Below are 15,124 nucleotides of genomic sequence, written 5' to 3' on the forward strand. Positions count from 1 at the left end.
CCCATGCGCGCCGCCCGCGGCATGACCGGTGCCGCCCGCCGCTGCGCGGGCGGGCTGCTGCTGGCCGTCGCGGCCATGGCAGCCCACGCCGGCGCGCAGAAGGAAGAAGACCTCGCCGATTCCGTGCGCGGCGCGCTGGCCGCCGCCATTGCCGATGACCGGCCCACGCGGCCGGTATTCGCGTCCGGCGGCGAGCGCCTGGCCTACCTGAAATGGCTGGGCGAGATGTCCGCCCGCCTGGCCTCGCGCATCCCCGAGCCGCAGGTGCGCGTGGAACTGATCGAGGTGGCCTACTACGAGGCCAAGCGCGCCGGGCTGGAGCCCGCGCTGGTGCTGGGCCTGGTCCAGGTCGAGAGCAACTTCCGCAAGTACGCGATCAGCTCGGCCGGTGCGCGCGGGCTGATGCAGGTGATGCCGTTCTGGGTGCGCGCCATCGGCGACAGCGACCCGCGCAAGCTGTTTCACCTGCAGAGCAACCTGCGTTACGGCTGCACCATCCTGCGCTACTACCTGGACCGCGAGCAGGGCGACCTGTACCTGGCGCTGGGCCGCTACAACGGCAGCCGCGGCCGCCCCGAATATCCGAACGCGGTGCTGGCGGCGTGGAAGCGCTGGCAGTATTCCGAAGCCACGGTCACCGTGGCCGGCGAGCCCGAGGTCGCGCCGTCGCGCCCGCGCGCACCGGTGTCCGAGCCGCCTGCCCGCAACCCGTTCTCGTCGCAGCGCGTCGCCGCCAATCCGTCATGATCCGCGAAGCATCCGTTGCCGGCGGCAAGACCGGCTACACCGAATCCTCGCCCGACCTTGAACAATGGCTGGCCCGGCATATCGCCCAGGGCTTTGCCGCCGATGCGCTGGTGTTGTCGATGCTGCGCTCGGGCTATGACGACGCCTTTGCGCGCCAGGCCGTGGCCGCGGCATTTGCACAAGATGCCTATGGTGCCGCGCCGGCCCGGCCTGCGCCGGCGCGCTCCGCAGCTGCAGCCGGCACGCCCGCGGTCTACGCGGCCGATGGCGGGGACCGCCAGGTCCCGATCCTGTTCCGGCTGGCGTCGCCACAGGTCCAATTGTTCCAGCAGCTGCTGACCGACGACGAGTGCGATGCCCTGGTGGCGCTGTCGCGCGGCCGCCTGGCGCGCTCGCCGGTGGTCAACCCGGACACCGGCGACGAGAACCTGATCGATGCCCGCACCAGCATGGGCGCGATGTTCCAGGTGGCCGAGCACCCCCTGATCACGCGCATCGAGGCCCGCATCGCCGCCGTCACCGGCGTGCCGGCCGAGCACGGCGAAGGCCTGCAGATCCTCAACTACAAGCCCGGCGGCGAGTACCAGCCGCACTTCGACTACTTCAATCCGCAGCGCCCCGGCGAGGCGCGCCAGCTGTCCGTCGGCGGGCAGCGCATCGCCACCCTGGTGATCTACCTGAACACGCCCGAGGCGGGCGGCGCCACCGCGTTCCCGCGCGTGGGGCTGGAGGTGGCGCCGGTCAAGGGCAATGCGGTGTACTTCAGCTACCTGCTGCCCGACGGCGCGCTGGACGAGCGCACCCTGCACGCGGGGCTGCCGGTGGCCTTCGGCGAGAAGTGGATCGCCACCAAGTGGCTGCGCGAACGGCCGTACCGCAGCGACGCCTGATTGTGTTTCGCAGGAGCGCACTGCGCGGTACTGATCCCGTGCCCGGCGCCGTATCGGCATTAATTCCAAAAATTGTACCGGTACTGTACCGCTAACTGACCGTAGACTGATTTCCCTGAACGCCCTGGAGTCAGTCATGGAAGTGTCCCAACTCGCCGCCGGAACCGGTGTCTTCGCCGCGTTTGCCGGCTTTGCGCTGGTGTCGTCGATCACCCCCGGTCCCAACAACACGATGCTGCTCGCCTCGGGCGTGAATTTCGGCTTCGTGCGCACGGTGCCGCACCTGCTCGGCGTCAGCATTGGCTTTGCGCTGATGGTGGGGCTGGTCGGGCTGGGGCTGGGATCGATGTTCCACGCCTTCCCGTGGACCTGGCAGGTGCTGCGCGTGGTGGCGACGGTCTACTTGATATGGCTGGCGTGGAAGCTGGCCACCGCCGGCGGCGTGCAGGACCAGCAGGTCAAGCGGCCGATGGGCTTCTGGGCGGCGGCGGCGTTCCAGTGGGTCAATCCCAAGGCGTGGGTGATGGCGGTGGGTGCGTGCAGCACCTATGTGCTGCACGGCAACCTGTGGCTCAACGTGCTGCTGCTGGCGGGGATCTTCGGGGTGGTGAACCTGCCCAGCGTGGCGATGTGGGCACTGTGCGGCTCTGCGCTGCGGCGCTGGCTGGCGCGTCCGCGGGTGCTGCGCGCCTTCAATATCGGCATGGCCGTGCTGCTGCTGGCCTCGCTGTGGCCGATCCTGGGCGCCTGAGGATGGCGCCGGGGCAGGCACCCGGGCGGGTGCCTGTATTAACTGATCAAACCAGCGCGCGGATCGAGTCCAGGTTGCGCCAGTAGCCCTTGGCATCCATGCCGCACCCAAACACATAGCGGTCCGGCACGGCAAAGCCGCAGAAGTCCGGATGCATGGGCTTGATCTTGGTCAGCGTCTTCTCGCACAGCACCGCGGCGTGGAATTCCTTGGCGCCCATGTCCATGATGCGCTCGCGGATCGCGGCCATGGTCTCGCCTTCATCCAGGATGTCGTCCAGCACCAGCACCACGCGGTCCTTGACCGACTCGCGCGGGGCCACGCGCCACTGCATCTCGCCGCCCACGGTCTTGTTGTTGTAGCGCGAGAGGTGGATGTAGTCGAACTCCAGCGGGAAGGCCAGCTTGGGCAGCAGCATGCCGGTGAAGACCACCGCGCCGCCCATCACCGACAGCACCAGCGGGAAGGCATCGCCCATCTTGGCGGTGATTTCCGCGGCCATGCGGTCCAGCGACGCCTGGACTTCCGCGGCGGAGACGATTTCCTCGGAGTTGGCCCACAGCTCGCGGGCCTGTACGGCACTCATCATGATGTCTTTCCTGTTCTTTTGCGGGGGGAGGCAAGTCGGGGTGCGACGGACGGATTCTAGCGGTTGAAGAGGCCCTTCATGCCGCCCTTCATCGCGCCCATCTGGCGCATCATCTTCATCATGCCGCCGCCCTTGAGCTTTTTCATCATGGACTGCATCTGGTCGAACTGGTTGAGCAGGCGGTTCACTTCCTGCACCGGCACGCCGGCGCCCGCGGCAATGCGGCGCTTGCGGCTGGCCTTGATCAGCTCGGGCTTGGCGCGCTCGGTGGGCGTCATGCTGTTGATGATGCCTTCCATGCGGGCCACCTGCTTCTCGGCCTGGTCCATGTTGGCGCCCTGCGCCTGCTGGGCGAACTGCGCCGGCAGCTTGTCGACCAGGCTGCCCAGGCCGCCCATCTTCTTCATCTGGCCGATCTGGGCCTTGAAGTCTTCCAGGTCGAAGTCACCGGTCTTCTTGATCTTCTTGGCCAGCTTCTCGGCCGCTTCCATGTCCACGCCGCGCTGGGCTTCCTCGACCAGCGCGAGGATGTCGCCCATGCCCAGGATGCGCTGGGCCATGCGGTCGGGGTAGAAGGGCTCCAGGCCGTCCAGCTTTTCGCCGACGCCGACAAACTTGATCGGGCGGCCGGTGATATGGCGCACCGACAGCGCCGCGCCGCCGCGCGCGTCGCCGTCCAGCTTGGTCAGCACCACGCCTGTCAGCGGCAGGGTGTCGTTGAAGGCCTTGGCGGTGTTGACCGCGTCCTGGCCCAGCATGGCGTCGACCACGAACAGGGTTTCGGCGGGCTTCAGCTCGGCGTGCAGGGCGGCGATTTCCTGCATCATCAGCTCGTCGATACCGAGCCGGCCGGCCGTGTCGACGATCAGCACGTCGTGGTAGTGCTTGCGCGCCCAGTCCACCGCCGCGCGGGCGATGTCCGCCGGCTTCTGGTCCGGCTGCGACGGGAAGAAGTCAGCGCCGACTTGCTCGGAAACGGTCTTGAGCTGGGCGATAGCGGCGGGGCGGTAGACGTCGCACGAGACCGTCAGCACCTTCTTCTTTTTGTTTTCCTTGAGCCACTTGGCCAGCTTGCCCACGGTGGTGGTCTTGCCGGCGCCCTGCAGGCCGGCCATCAGGATGATGGCGGGCGGCTGCACGGCCAGGTTCAGCTCGGCTTCCTTGTTGTTGCCGCTGGCCGCGTCGGCGCCGCCGATCACGGCGGTCAGCTCGCGCTGGACCACGCCGACCAGGGCCTGGCCCGGGGTGAGGCTGCTGACAACCTCCTCGCCCATGGCCTTTTCCTTCACGCGGGCAACGAATTCGCGCACGACCGGCAGCGCCACGTCAGCTTCGAGCATGGCAAGGCGCACTTCGCGCAGCATCTCGGCGGTGTTGGCCTCGGTCAGGCGCGCCTCGCCGCGCATGGTCTTGACCACACGCGCCAGGCGTTGAGTGAGATTGTCCAGCATGGCAGGAATCGGGGGAGAAGTCGGAGCAGGGCTCGGGGCTGAAATCGGAGGCAGTCTTGCACACGGGGCGGGCCTGGAACACCGGTTACACCGGTTCAAGCGGGCCGCCACCGTCCGTGGGCACTAAGGTAAACTGCGTAAATGGTCATTGTACTGTATGCCCTGACGGCACTTCTCTATTGCGGCCTGGCCTTTCACGGCTGGGCCACGCGCCACCCACGCCTTGCCACCGCTGCCGGCCCGGCAGGGGGGGCGACCTCGGCCGTGCTGGTGGCCGGCGGCGGCCCCATCCCCCCGGCGGGCGGCGCGCACGGCGAAGGGCGCCCGGCCTGGTGGCACGTGCTGATGCTGGCGGCGCTGGCCAGCCACGGCATGCTGCTGCATGAAACCATCTTCCCGGCCGAGCGCATGATGTTCGGCTTTGCCTTCGCACTGTCGGCCATGCTGTGGCTGGGCGTGGGCATCTACTGGATCGAAAGCTTCTTCTTCTCGCTGGCGGGCCTGGGCCTGATCGTGATCCCGGTGGCGCTGGTGGCCAGCCTGATGCCGCTGGCCTTCCCCGGCTCGCAGATCCTGGGCTACGCGGCGCGGCCGCTGTTCAAGCTGCATTTCATCATCGCCAACGTGGCCTACGGGCTGTTCACGCTGGCGGCGTTCCACGCCTTCCTGATGCTGCTGGCCGAACGGCGCCTGCATGGCTTCCGGCACGCGCCGGCGCGGCCGCCGGAGCAGCAACCCAGCGAATGGCTGGGCCGCTGGCTGGACCTGCTGCCGCCGCTGCTGACGCTGGAGAAGCTGCTGTTCCGGCTGATTGGCGCCGGCTTTGTGCTGCTGACGCTGACCATCGGCTCGGGCCTGCTGTTCTCTGAAGACCTGTTCGGCCGCGCCTTCCGGCTGGACCACAAGACGGTGTTCGCGCTGATCTCGTGGGCCATGTTCGGCGGCATCCTGGCCGGGCGCATCTTCCGCGGCTGGCGCGGCAAGGTGGCGCTGCGCTGGGTCATCGCCTCGTTCGGCATCCTGCTGCTGGCCTATGTCGGCAGCCGTTTCGTGATTGAAGTCGTCCTGCATCGCCTCTGATTCCCCATGGCACGTATCCTGATCCTGCTGGCCGTGGTGCTGGGCGTCATCTGGTGGCTGCGCGCCCGCGCCGAGGCGCGGCTGGCTGAACACCGCGCACGCCAGGCCCGCGAGGCCAGCGAGCGCACTGCCGCCGCCGGCCCGGCCGACGCCACCGCCGAACCCATGGTCCAGTGCGCCCAGTGCGGCGTGCACCTGCCGCAGGGCGAGGCCATTGCCTGGCGCGGCCTGCACTACTGCCGCCGCAGCCACCTGCCTGACGAAAGCCGGGCCGAGGGCAGCGACAGCAGCAGCGGCCCCCGCCCATGACAGAGCCGGCGTCGTCGGGCTGGCAGCGGCTGAACGCCTGGCGCGGCCTGGCCCAGCTGTGGCGCCAGCCCGAACCGCCTGACTTTCACTGGCGCCTGCTGCGCTATTTCTGCTGGACCCGTGTGGCCGTGGGCCTGCTGCTGGTCGGTTTTGCGCTGATGCGGCGCGGCGAGCCGGCCTCCGTCACCGCCATCACGAATGCGATCCCGCCCGTGCCGTTCGACCTCGGGGGCCTGGGCGGCATCGAGCACGCGGCGGCCATGACCATCGCCGTGCCCTATCTTGGCATTGCCGTGGCGATGCTGGCCGGCACGCTGTGGCGCCGGCACTTCCATCTGCGCGTGCGGGTGCAGGTGCTGGCCGACCTGGCCCTGCTGGCGCTGGTCTTCAGCGTGCTGGGGCGGGGCGGGCAGGCCGAGGGCCTGGCCATGATCTTCCTGCTGCCCGCGCTGGAAGCCGGCGCACTGACCAGCCTGCTGTTCGCGCTGTTTGCCGCGTCGATCTCCGCGCTGGTGGTGATGAGCGGGCCCTTCATGCACACCATCCTGCTGCGCCAGGCCGATGCCGGGCTGCTGGGCTCGGGCCTGTTCGGCCTGGTGTTCATGATCGCGGCGCTGCTGATGTATATGCTGGCCAACCGCCAGATCGCGCAGGAGCGCCTGGCGCTGGCGCGCGAGCAGGAGCTGCGCCTGCAGCAGCTGGTCAACCGGCTCATGGTCAACGACATGCAGGACGGCGTGATGCTGGTGCGCGCCAACGGCGCGGTGGTGGCCGCCAACCCCGCGGCGGTGGTGCTGCTGGGCGTGCAGCCGCATGAGCGCATCTACTCGCGCCGGCTGGGTGGTGCGGCAGGTCAGGGCGGAGAAGCAGTGCTGTTCGACCTGCGCCGCATCCCGCGCCTGCAGCCGCTGATGGAGATGCTGCGCGACTGGCTGCACAGCAAGGACGACGTGCCGCGCATCCTGCAGCTGCTGCCGATGGCGTCCGGCACCGCGCTGGCCGACGGCACCATGCAGCACACCCGGCTGCGGCTGCGCTTTGTGCTGCCGGGGCTGGCAGGATTGCGCTCGACCATGGCGCATGGCCGCACCGTGCCGGCCACGCTGGATACCGCCGCCTGGAGCGAACTGTCGCCCGAAGCCGCCGGCCGCCTGCGCCTGGCCATCGCCCAGAACGAGGCCATGGCCTGGTCGCAGGAGGATGAGGCCCTGCTGCGCAACGAGATGCGCGACACCGTGCTGGTCCATATCGAAAGCTGGGAACGCATCGCCGAGCAGGTGCAGCAGGAAAAGCTGGCCGCCATGGGCCGGCTGGTGGCCAGCATCGCGCACCAGATCCGCAACCCGCTGGCAGCAATCAGCCAGGCCAGCGAGCTGCTGGGAGACTCCGGCCGGCGCGACCCTGCCGCGCAAGACCATGGCGGCGCCGATGTCGATATCGACGCCCGCCTGCTGCGCATCATCAACGACAACGTGCGCCGGCTGGACCAGGTGGTGTCAGACGTGCTGCAGATGTCGCGCCGCCCGCGCACCGGCCGCAGCACCGTGCACCTGGCGCAGGCGCTGCCCGAGATCGTCGAGCGCTGGCGCGCCGAAATGCGCTCGCGCCGCCCGCGCGCCGGCGAGACCCGCCCGGCGGGCCGGGCCGACATCAACGCCAATGCCATCCGGCTGACCGTGGACGTGGCCCAGCCGGTGGTGTTCGACGCCTCGCAGCTGCAGCAGGTGCTGGGCAACCTGCTGGACAACGCCTGGCGCTACTGCAGCCGGCTGCCGGGATCGATCCGGCTGCTGGCGCATGCGCTGGACCAGCACCATGCCGAGCTGATCGTCTGGAACGACGGCGCCGAAGTCGCGCGCGAGCACCAGCGCAGCCTGTTCGAACCGTTCTTCACCAGCAACGCCCAGGGCACCGGGCTGGGCCTGTTCATGGCGCGCGAGCTGTGCGGCGCCAATGACGCCCAGGTGCGCTACGGCGCCATCGCCTTGCCGGCGCTGTTGGAGCGCACTGGCATGCTGGCCGCCGCCGCGCGCGATACACTGCCGGCCAAGGCTTTCGTGCTGACGCTGCGCATCGAGAGTGCCGATGCGGCCGCCGCCTGACCTGTCCCAACCCAGCCACCACCCCATGCCACCCCGAATGTCCCGAGCGCCCGATCCCATCCTGGTCATCGACGACGAGGCCGACCTGCGCGAGCTGCTGGACATCTCGATCCGCCGCATGGGCCATGACGTGGTGCTGGCCGGCTCGCTCGCCGAGGCGCGCGAGAAGCTGGCGCAGCGCCGCTACAGCCTGGTGCTGACCGACATGCGCCTGGGCGACGGCCTGGGCATCGAGATCGTGCGCCAGCTGTCGGCCGCGCCGGAACGCATCCCGGTGGCGGTCATCACCGCCTACGGCAGCGCCGACAACGCCGTGGAAGCACTCAAGGCCGGCGCCTTCGACTACATCGCCAAGCCGGTATCGCTGGAGCAGCTGCGCAGCCTGGTGCTGAACGCGCTGGGCCGCCAGCAACGCGACAGCACCGATGCCGAAGCCGCCGCGGCCGAGCAGGCCGCCGACCGCGCCGCCGCCCTGCTGCCCGGCCATTCCGCCGCCATGCTGGAGGTGCGCCGTTCGCTGTCGCGGCTGGCGCGCAGCATGGCGCCGGTGGTGATCAGCGGCGAATCCGGCAGCGGCAAGGAGCGCGCCGCGCGCGCCATCCACGCGACCAGCGGCCGGGCCGCGCATCCGTTTATCGCCGTCAACTGCGGCGCCATCCCCGAGAACCTGATGGAGTCCGAGTTCTTCGGCCATGTCAAAGGCGCCTTCACCGGTGCCGACGGGGAGCGCGGCGGCTTCTTCCAGGCCGCCAACGGCGGCACGCTGCTGCTCGACGAGGTGGCCGACCTGCCGCTGCCGATGCAGGTCAAGCTGCTGCGCGCGCTGCAGGAGCGCCGCGTGCGCAAGATCGGCGCCAGCCGCGAAGACGCCGTCGACGTGCGCGTGATGTGCGCCAGCCACAAGGACCTGGCGGCGATGGTGTCGGCCGGGCAGTTCCGGCAGGACTTGTACTACCGCCTGAACGTGCTGGCGCTGCGCATGCCCACGCTGCGCGAGCGCGGTGAAGACATCCCGGTGCTGGCGCGCGCCATCCTGGACCACCTGGCGGTGCGCTACGGCGACCCGCGCCCCAAGCGGCTGTCGCCGGCGGCGCTGCAACGGCTGGTGGCCTATCCGTTCCCCGGCAACGTGCGCGAGCTGGAGAACCTGCTGGAGCGCGCCTACGCCTTTGCCGAGAGCGAAGAGATCGAGCTGGCCGACCTGGGCCCGCTGGACGCCGGCGCCGAGCGCGCCGGGCTGATGCATGCCCCCGCGCCGGCGATGGCGCCCACCAACTATTCCGCCCCCTGGGGCGCCGCAGGCATGTGGGCGCCGGTGCCGCCGGCCGCCGCGCCCGCGCCGGCCCCGGCAGAGCCGCCGCCCGTGGTGCCGGCCCCGGCCAGCGCGCCCGAACCCGAGCCCGCCGGCGATCCCGCCGAACGCGCCTGCCGCGGCATCGTCTTCCCGATCGACCTGCAAGCCAGGCTGGAAGCCGTGGAGCGCGAGCTGATCCTGCAGGCGCTGGCGCAGACCAACTTCAACCGCACCGCGGCCGCGCCGCTGCTGGGCCTGAACCTGCGCCAGCTGCGCTACCGTATCCAGCAACTGGGCATCCGCGAGGCCATGGACGCCGCCGAACGCAGCACCGTGGAAGGCGAGGGCACGTCATGAGCAAGCCCGAGCACCGCTATCTGCCAGAGGCCGACGGCTGGGTCCCCGCCGCGCGCCGCGTGCCGTCACCAAACTTTGACGAGCGCCCGGCCGGCATGCCGGTGGACCTGGTGGTGCTGCACAACATCAGCCTGCCGCCCGGCCAGTTCGGCAGCGGCGACATCGAGGCCTTCTTCCAGAACCGGCTCGATCCCAACAAGCACCCGTACTTTGCCACCATCCACCAGGTGCAGGTGTCCGCGCACTTCCTGGTCACGCGCGAGGGGGAGCTGGTGCAGTTTGTCCCGTGCACGCAGCGGGCCTGGCACGCCGGACAGTCCGACTTCTTCGGCCGCGCCCGCTGCAACGATTTCTCCATCGGCATCGAGATCGAGGGCTGCGACGACCTGCCGTTCACCCTGGCCCAGTACGACACCGTGGCCGCGCTGGTGCCGGCGCTGCTGGCCGCCTACCCGGTGCGCGCGATTGCTGGGCACAGCGACATCGCCCCGGGGCGCAAGACCGATCCCGGCCCGCATTTCGACTGGGCGCGCTTCGCCAGGCAGGCAGGCGTGGCGCCGGGCATGTTGCCCTACCAGTGCCCTGGCGCGGCTGGCCAGGTGACGAATCCTTAACCTCATTCCCCATCCCCGTGCGCCCCGTTCCGGCGCACATGCCCTACCTCGGGGTGGGGCTATCGCAACCTCGCAACAATCAAAAAAATTTTTGTGAAATGTGCAGTTGCGAACGGTCTGGCGAAAACCCTTGCGAGTATTAGGCTTGCGGGCATGTGGCGCTGCCGCATCGGCGCAACCGCCCCCGAAATAGCGCTTGTCAAGACTGGTCATTCGGATTCGTTTCACTATACTTAGCCCAGTTTCACGCGTCACACACTATATCTAGTAGTCAAACCGGGGAGCCGGCCCCAAGGGTGAGTCAGGGATCACGAAGTTCGTGCATCGTCTCGAAACCGCCCGCTAAGGCCAGCGAATCACAAGAGTCCCTGGCGAAATGTTCACGTAAAGGCAGTCTGTCCGCCCCCGACCTCACGCCGGGAGGGACGTTCTTTTCGCCGCATTTCGCCAGGGACTCTTTTGTCTCTTATTTCCAGGGTAAAAACAGGAGTTCTCATGCAAACGGCCCAGAACGAAATCACCACGGGTGGCGCCGCCGCCGGTATTGCACCGACCGCGCAGCAGACCCCCGCCAACGCCGCCAATACGAACTACCCGGATCACAAGATCATTCGACGCAACGGCGCCGTGGTGGCTTTCGAGCCGTCCAAGATCGCCGTTGCCATGACCAAGGCCTTCCTCGCCGTGAACGGCGGGCAGGGCGCCGCGTCCGCGCGTGTGCGCGAGATCGTCGAGCAACTGACTGACAACGTCGTGCGCGCACTGGTGCGCAGCCGCCCCAACGGCGGCGCCATCCATATCGAAGACGTGCAGGACCACGTGGAACTGGCGCTGATGCGCTCGGGCGAGCATGAAGTGGCCCGCGCCTACGTGCTGTACCGCGAGAAGCGCAAGGACGAGCGCGCCCAGGCCAACGCCCAGGCCGTGGCCCGCGTGCAGGAAGGCGGCATCTCGGTCAACGTGACCGATGGCGGCGTCACCCACGTGCTGGACATCGCCGCGCTGCATGACCTGATCGACAACGCCTGCAGCGGCCTTGGCAACGCAGTGAGCGCCGAGCCGATCCTGAAGGAAACCCTGAAGAACCTGTACGACGGCGTGCCGATGACGCAGGTGTACGACTCCGCCATCCTGGCCGCGCGTACCCTGATCGAAAAGGACCCGGACTATAGCCAGGTCACCGCCCGTATCCTGCTGCACACGATCCGCAAGGAAATCCTGGGCACCGAAGTGACGCAGGCCGAAATGAGCACGCGTTACGCCGAGTACTTCCCCAAGTTCATCGCCCGCGGCATCGAAGCCGAGCTGCTGGACGAGCAACTGGCCACCTTCGACCTGGCCCGCCTGGGCGCCGCGCTGGACGCCGGCCGCGACTTCCAGTTCAACTACCTGGGCCTGCAGACCCTGTACGACCGCTACTTCCTGCATATCGATGAAACCCGCATCGAAATGCCGCAGGCCTTCTTCATGCGCGTGGCCATGGGCCTGGCGCTGAACGAGAAGGACCGTGAAGCGCGCGCCATCGAGTTCTACCAGCTGCTGTCGTCGTTCGACTTCATGTCGTCCACGCCGACCCTGTTCAACTCCGGCACCCGCCGCTCGCAGCTGTCGTCGTGCTACCTGACCACCGTCTCCGACGACCTGGAAGGCATCTACGAAGCGCTGAAGGAAAACGCGCTGCTGTCCAAGTTCGCCGGCGGCCTGGGCAATGACTGGACCAACGTGCGCGCGCTCGGCTCGCACATCAAGGGCACCAACGGCAAGTCGCAAGGCGTGGTCCCGTTCCTGAAGGTGGTGAACGACACCGCCGTCGCCGTGAACCAGGGCGGCAAGCGCAAGGGCGCCGTCTGCGCCTACCTGGAAACGTGGCACCTGGACATCGAAGAATTCCTGGAACTGCGCAAGAACACCGGCGACGACCGCCGCCGCACCCACGACATGAACACGGCCAACTGGATCCCGGACCTGTTCATGAAGCGCGTGATGGAAGGCGGCGAATGGACCCTGTTCTCGCCCGCCACCTGCCCGGACCTGCACGACAAGGTCGGCAAGGAATTCGAGAAGGCCTACCTGGGCTACGAAGCCAAGGCCGCCAGCGGCGAACTGAAGCTGTTCAAGAAGCTGCCGGCGCTGCAACTGTGGCGCAAGATGCTGGGCATGCTGTTCGAGACCGGCCACCCGTGGATCACCTTCAAGGATCCGTGCAACATCCGCAGCCCGCAGCAGCACGTGGGCGTGGTGCACAGCTCCAACCTGTGCACGGAAATCACGCTCAACACCAATGAGAGCGAGATCGCCGTCTGCAACCTGGGCTCGGTCAACCTGGTCGCACACATGGCCAAGCAGGCCGACGGCACCTACGCGCTGGATCACGCCAAGCTGCAGAAGACCGTGCGCACTGCCATGCGCATGCTCGACAACGTGATCGACATCAACTACTACGCCGTGGACAAGGCGCGCAATTCCAACCTGCGCCACCGTCCGGTCGGCATGGGCATCATGGGCTTCCAGGACTGCCTGCACGTGCTGCGCACGCCGTATTCCAGCGATGCCGCCGTCAAGTTTGCCGATACCTCGATGGAAGCGGTGTGCTACTACGCCTACCACGCTTCGACCGAGCTGGCCGAAGAGCGCGGCCGCTACAGCAGCTATGAAGGTTCGCTGTGGGACCGTGGCATCCTGCCGCAAGACTCGCTCAAGCTGCTGGCCGAAGAGCGCGGCGGCTACCTGGATGTCGACATGTCCGCCACCATGGACTGGGACGCACTGCGCGCCCGCATCAAGCAGCACGGCATGCGCAACTCGAACTGCATCGCGATCGCGCCGACCGCCACGATCTCGAACATCATCGGCGTGTCCGCCTGCATCGAGCCGACGTTCCAGAACCTGTACGTCAAGTCCAACCTGTCGGGCGAGTTCACCGTGGTCAATGACTACCTGGTGCGCGACCTGAAGGAACGCGGCCTGTGGGACGAAGTGATGGTTGCCGACCTGAAGTACTTCGACGGCTCGCTGTCGCGCATCGACCGCATTCCGCAAGACCTGCGCGACATCTACGCCACCGCGTTCGAAGTCGAGCCGACCTGGCTGGTGGAAGCCGCCAGCCGCCGCCAGAAGTGGATCGACCAGGCCCAGTCGCTGAACATCTACATGGCCGGCGCGTCGGGCAAGAAGCTGGACGACACCTACAAGCTGGCATGGGTGCGCGGCCTGAAGACCACGTACTACCTGCGCACGATGGCTGCGACCCACGTGGAGAAGTCCACCGTGTCGCGCGGCTCGCTGAACGCAGTGTCGTCGGGCAGCGACAGCGGCTCCGCCCTGGACGCAGCCGCCGCATCGGCCCCGGCCATGCCGGAAGCCGAAGGCGCGGTCTGCACGATGCGCCCCGGTGATCCTGGCTTTGAAGAGTGCGAGGCTTGCCAATAAGTTCTGAGGCGGTTGTTTAAGGAGGTGTTGTTATGTTCAAGCTCAAGAAGTTGGAACTGCCAAAGCCACCAAAGCCGCCAAAGCCGCCCGATCGGATGCAGAACATGCAAACGTTGCGCCCACTGGGCGCAACGAAATGGGTCCGAGCACACTGGCGGTGGGACTATGGAACCCGCAAATGGGAATGGGTGTTAGGCCACTGGAGCAAGTAACACCCAACTAAGTAATCTCTGCGCTCGCCAAGTGCGAGCGCAGCCTCGGAGAAGATCAATGCTGAGCTGGGACGACGACGTTCAAGCCACCCCGCAGGCCGCACCGCAGCCTGCCCTGCAACCCGCTGCTGTTGCCGCCACCGCCGACCAACAAGGCGTTCTGCCGCCGGCCGCCACGCAGCCCGGCATCCTGGGCGACAACCCCAACGCCGCCGCCGCGCAAAGCAACCGCCGCGTCAACGCCGCCGACAAGCGCGTGATCAACGGCTCGACCGACGTCAACCAGCTGGTGCCGTTCAAGTACAAGTGGGCGTGGGAAAAATACCTGGCCGGCTGCGCCAACCACTGGATGCCGCAGGAAATCAACATGTCCCGCGACATCGCCCTGTGGAAAGACCCCAACGGCCTGACCGAAGACGAGCGCCGCATCATCAAGCGCAACCTCGGCTTCTTCGTCACCGCCGACTCGCTGGCCGCCAACAACATCGTGCTGGGCACCTACCGCCAGATCACCGCGCCGGAATGCCGCCAGTACCTGCTGCGCCAGGCCTTTGAAGAGGCCATCCACACGCACGCCTACCAGTACATCGTTGAATCGCTGGGCCTGAACGAAGCCGAGATCTTCAACGCGTACCACGAAGTGCAGTCGATCCGCGACAAGGACGAGTTCCTGATCCCGTTTATCGACACGCTCACCGACCCGTCGTTCAAGACCGGCACGCCGGAGAACGACCAGAAGCTGCTGAAGTCGCTGATCGTGTTCGCCTGCATCATGGAAGGGCTGTTCTTCTATGTGGGCTTCACGCAGATCCTGGCGATGGGGCGGCAGAACAAGATGACTGGGGCTGCGGAGCAGTATCAGTACATCCTGCGGGATGAGTCGCTGCACTGCAATTTTGGTATCGACCTGATCAATCAGATCAAGCTGGAGAATCCGCATCTTTGGACGGCGGAGTTTAAGGCTGAGATTACTGAGCTGTTCAAGAAGGCTGTTGACCTGGAGTATCGCTACGCTGAGGACACGATGCCGCGTGGGGTGCTGGGTTTGAATGCGCCGATGTTCAAGTCTTACCTGCGCTTCATCTGCAATCGTCGGTGCCAGCAGATTGGGTTGGATCAGTTGTTCCCGAATGAGGAGAATCCGTTCCCGTGGATGAGCGAGATGATCGATCTGAAGAAGGAGCGGAACTTCTTTGAGACGCGCGTTATTGAGTATCAGACGGGTGGGGCGTTGAGCTGGGATTGAGAGTGATGAAGCCTCATTCTTAAGCGTTGAAAGAATGGGAGCCAATAGGCTCC

At 67.2% G+C, this 15,124-nt stretch carries 12 protein-coding genes; 10 read left to right on the plus strand and 2 right to left on the minus strand.

Annotated features, from left to right (window positions below):
- Window positions 1–3 precede the first annotated feature (3 nt).
- The 3 genes from I6H87_RS09615 to I6H87_RS09625 all read left to right on the plus strand — a co-directional run bounded on the left by I6H87_RS09615 (window position 4) and on the right by I6H87_RS09625 (window position 2,388).
- The gene (locus I6H87_RS09615; RefSeq protein ID WP_011616077.1) at window positions 4–747 is read left to right on the plus strand and encodes a lytic transglycosylase domain-containing protein; all 744 of its coding nucleotides are present in this window, start codon (window positions 4–6) and stop codon (window positions 745–747) included.
- Complete coding sequence (locus I6H87_RS09620) at window positions 744–1,637, plus strand: 2OG-Fe(II) oxygenase (RefSeq protein ID WP_011616076.1); 894 nt, start codon at window positions 744–746, stop codon at window positions 1,635–1,637. The genes I6H87_RS09615 and I6H87_RS09620 overlap by 4 nt, the downstream gene beginning before the upstream one ends.
- Before the next feature lie 136 nt (window positions 1,638–1,773).
- Window positions 1,774–2,388 (plus strand): LysE family translocator, encoded by a 615-nt coding sequence (locus tag I6H87_RS09625; protein WP_010814739.1) that lies wholly within the window; start codon window positions 1,774–1,776, stop codon window positions 2,386–2,388.
- A gap of 46 nt (window positions 2,389–2,434) precedes the next feature.
- Here I6H87_RS09625 and I6H87_RS09630 read toward each other — a convergent pair whose 3' ends face one another.
- Window positions 2,435–2,977, minus strand: a complete 543-nt coding sequence (locus I6H87_RS09630) for a hypoxanthine-guanine phosphoribosyltransferase (protein WP_011616075.1) — start codon at window positions 2,975–2,977, stop codon at window positions 2,435–2,437.
- Between the two features lie 56 nt (window positions 2,978–3,033).
- Window positions 3,034–4,428 carry a signal recognition particle protein gene (ffh, locus tag I6H87_RS09635; protein WP_010814737.1) on the minus strand — a complete coding sequence of 465 codons (1,395 nt, stop codon included), beginning with the start codon at window positions 4,426–4,428 and terminating at the stop codon, window positions 3,034–3,036.
- 141 nt (window positions 4,429–4,569) lie between these two features.
- On the opposite strand from ffh, the gene I6H87_RS09640 reads away from it, so the two are divergent.
- The 7 genes from I6H87_RS09640 (at window position 4,570) to I6H87_RS09670 (ending at window position 15,071) form a co-directional block, all read left to right on the plus strand.
- Complete coding sequence (locus I6H87_RS09640) at window positions 4,570–5,508, plus strand: cytochrome C assembly family protein (RefSeq protein WP_010814736.1); 939 nt, start codon at window positions 4,570–4,572, stop codon at window positions 5,506–5,508.
- 6 nt (window positions 5,509–5,514) lie between these two features.
- Window positions 5,515–5,817, plus strand: coding sequence for a PP0621 family protein (locus I6H87_RS09645; protein ID WP_010814735.1), 303 nt, complete (start codon window positions 5,515–5,517; stop codon window positions 5,815–5,817).
- Window positions 5,814–7,919 (plus strand): sensor histidine kinase, encoded by a 2,106-nt coding sequence (locus tag I6H87_RS09650; RefSeq protein WP_010814734.1) that lies wholly within the window; start codon window positions 5,814–5,816, stop codon window positions 7,917–7,919. Before I6H87_RS09645 ends, I6H87_RS09650 begins: the two co-directional genes overlap by 4 nt.
- A 25-nt stretch (window positions 7,920–7,944) precedes the next feature.
- Window positions 7,945–9,570 carry a sigma-54-dependent transcriptional regulator gene (locus I6H87_RS09655; protein WP_193385846.1) on the plus strand — a complete coding sequence of 542 codons (1,626 nt, stop codon included), beginning with the start codon at window positions 7,945–7,947 and terminating at the stop codon, window positions 9,568–9,570.
- On the plus strand, window positions 9,567–10,184 hold the full coding sequence (gene ampD, locus I6H87_RS09660) for a 1,6-anhydro-N-acetylmuramyl-L-alanine amidase AmpD (RefSeq protein WP_011616073.1): 618 nt from the start codon (window positions 9,567–9,569) through the stop codon (window positions 10,182–10,184). The genes I6H87_RS09655 and ampD overlap by 4 nt, the downstream gene beginning before the upstream one ends.
- Before the next feature lie 495 nt (window positions 10,185–10,679).
- Entirely contained in the window at window positions 10,680–13,613 is a 2,934-nt protein-coding gene (locus I6H87_RS09665) for a ribonucleoside-diphosphate reductase subunit alpha (RefSeq protein WP_011616072.1), read from the plus strand.
- 270 nt (window positions 13,614–13,883) lie between these two features.
- Window positions 13,884–15,071, plus strand: a complete 1,188-nt coding sequence (locus tag I6H87_RS09670) for a ribonucleotide-diphosphate reductase subunit beta (RefSeq protein WP_011616071.1) — start codon at window positions 13,884–13,886, stop codon at window positions 15,069–15,071.
- The last annotated feature ends 53 nt before the right edge of the window (window positions 15,072–15,124 follow it).

The organism is Cupriavidus necator, assembly GCF_016127575.1.
In the GTDB taxonomy this organism is placed as follows: domain Bacteria; phylum Pseudomonadota; class Gammaproteobacteria; order Burkholderiales; family Burkholderiaceae; genus Cupriavidus; species Cupriavidus necator_D.

What these genes read in the sequence shown, in the direction of transcription:
- I6H87_RS09615 (WP_011616077.1), top strand. Translation starts at nt 4, where the DNA reads ATGCGCGCCGCCCGCGGCATGACCGGTGCCGCCCGCCGCTGCGCGGGC.
- I6H87_RS09620 (WP_011616076.1), top strand. Translation starts at nt 744, where the DNA reads ATGATCCGCGAAGCATCCGTTGCCGGCGGCAAGACCGGCTACACCGAA.
- I6H87_RS09625 (WP_010814739.1), top strand. Translation starts at nt 1,774, where the DNA reads ATGGAAGTGTCCCAACTCGCCGCCGGAACCGGTGTCTTCGCCGCGTTT.
- I6H87_RS09630 (WP_011616075.1), bottom strand. Translation starts at nt 2,977, where the DNA reads ATGATGAGTGCCGTACAGGCCCGCGAGCTGTGGGCCAACTCCGAGGAA.
- ffh (WP_010814737.1), bottom strand. Translation starts at nt 4,428, where the DNA reads ATGCTGGACAATCTCACTCAACGCCTGGCGCGTGTGGTCAAGACCATG.
- I6H87_RS09640 (WP_010814736.1), top strand. Translation starts at nt 4,570, where the DNA reads ATGGTCATTGTACTGTATGCCCTGACGGCACTTCTCTATTGCGGCCTG.
- I6H87_RS09645 (WP_010814735.1), top strand. Translation starts at nt 5,515, where the DNA reads ATGGCACGTATCCTGATCCTGCTGGCCGTGGTGCTGGGCGTCATCTGG.
- I6H87_RS09650 (WP_010814734.1), top strand. Translation starts at nt 5,814, where the DNA reads ATGACAGAGCCGGCGTCGTCGGGCTGGCAGCGGCTGAACGCCTGGCGC.
- I6H87_RS09655 (WP_193385846.1), top strand. Translation starts at nt 7,945, where the DNA reads ATGCCACCCCGAATGTCCCGAGCGCCCGATCCCATCCTGGTCATCGAC.
- ampD (WP_011616073.1), top strand. Translation starts at nt 9,567, where the DNA reads ATGAGCAAGCCCGAGCACCGCTATCTGCCAGAGGCCGACGGCTGGGTC.
- I6H87_RS09665 (WP_011616072.1), top strand. Translation starts at nt 10,680, where the DNA reads ATGCAAACGGCCCAGAACGAAATCACCACGGGTGGCGCCGCCGCCGGT.
- I6H87_RS09670 (WP_011616071.1), top strand. Translation starts at nt 13,884, where the DNA reads ATGCTGAGCTGGGACGACGACGTTCAAGCCACCCCGCAGGCCGCACCG.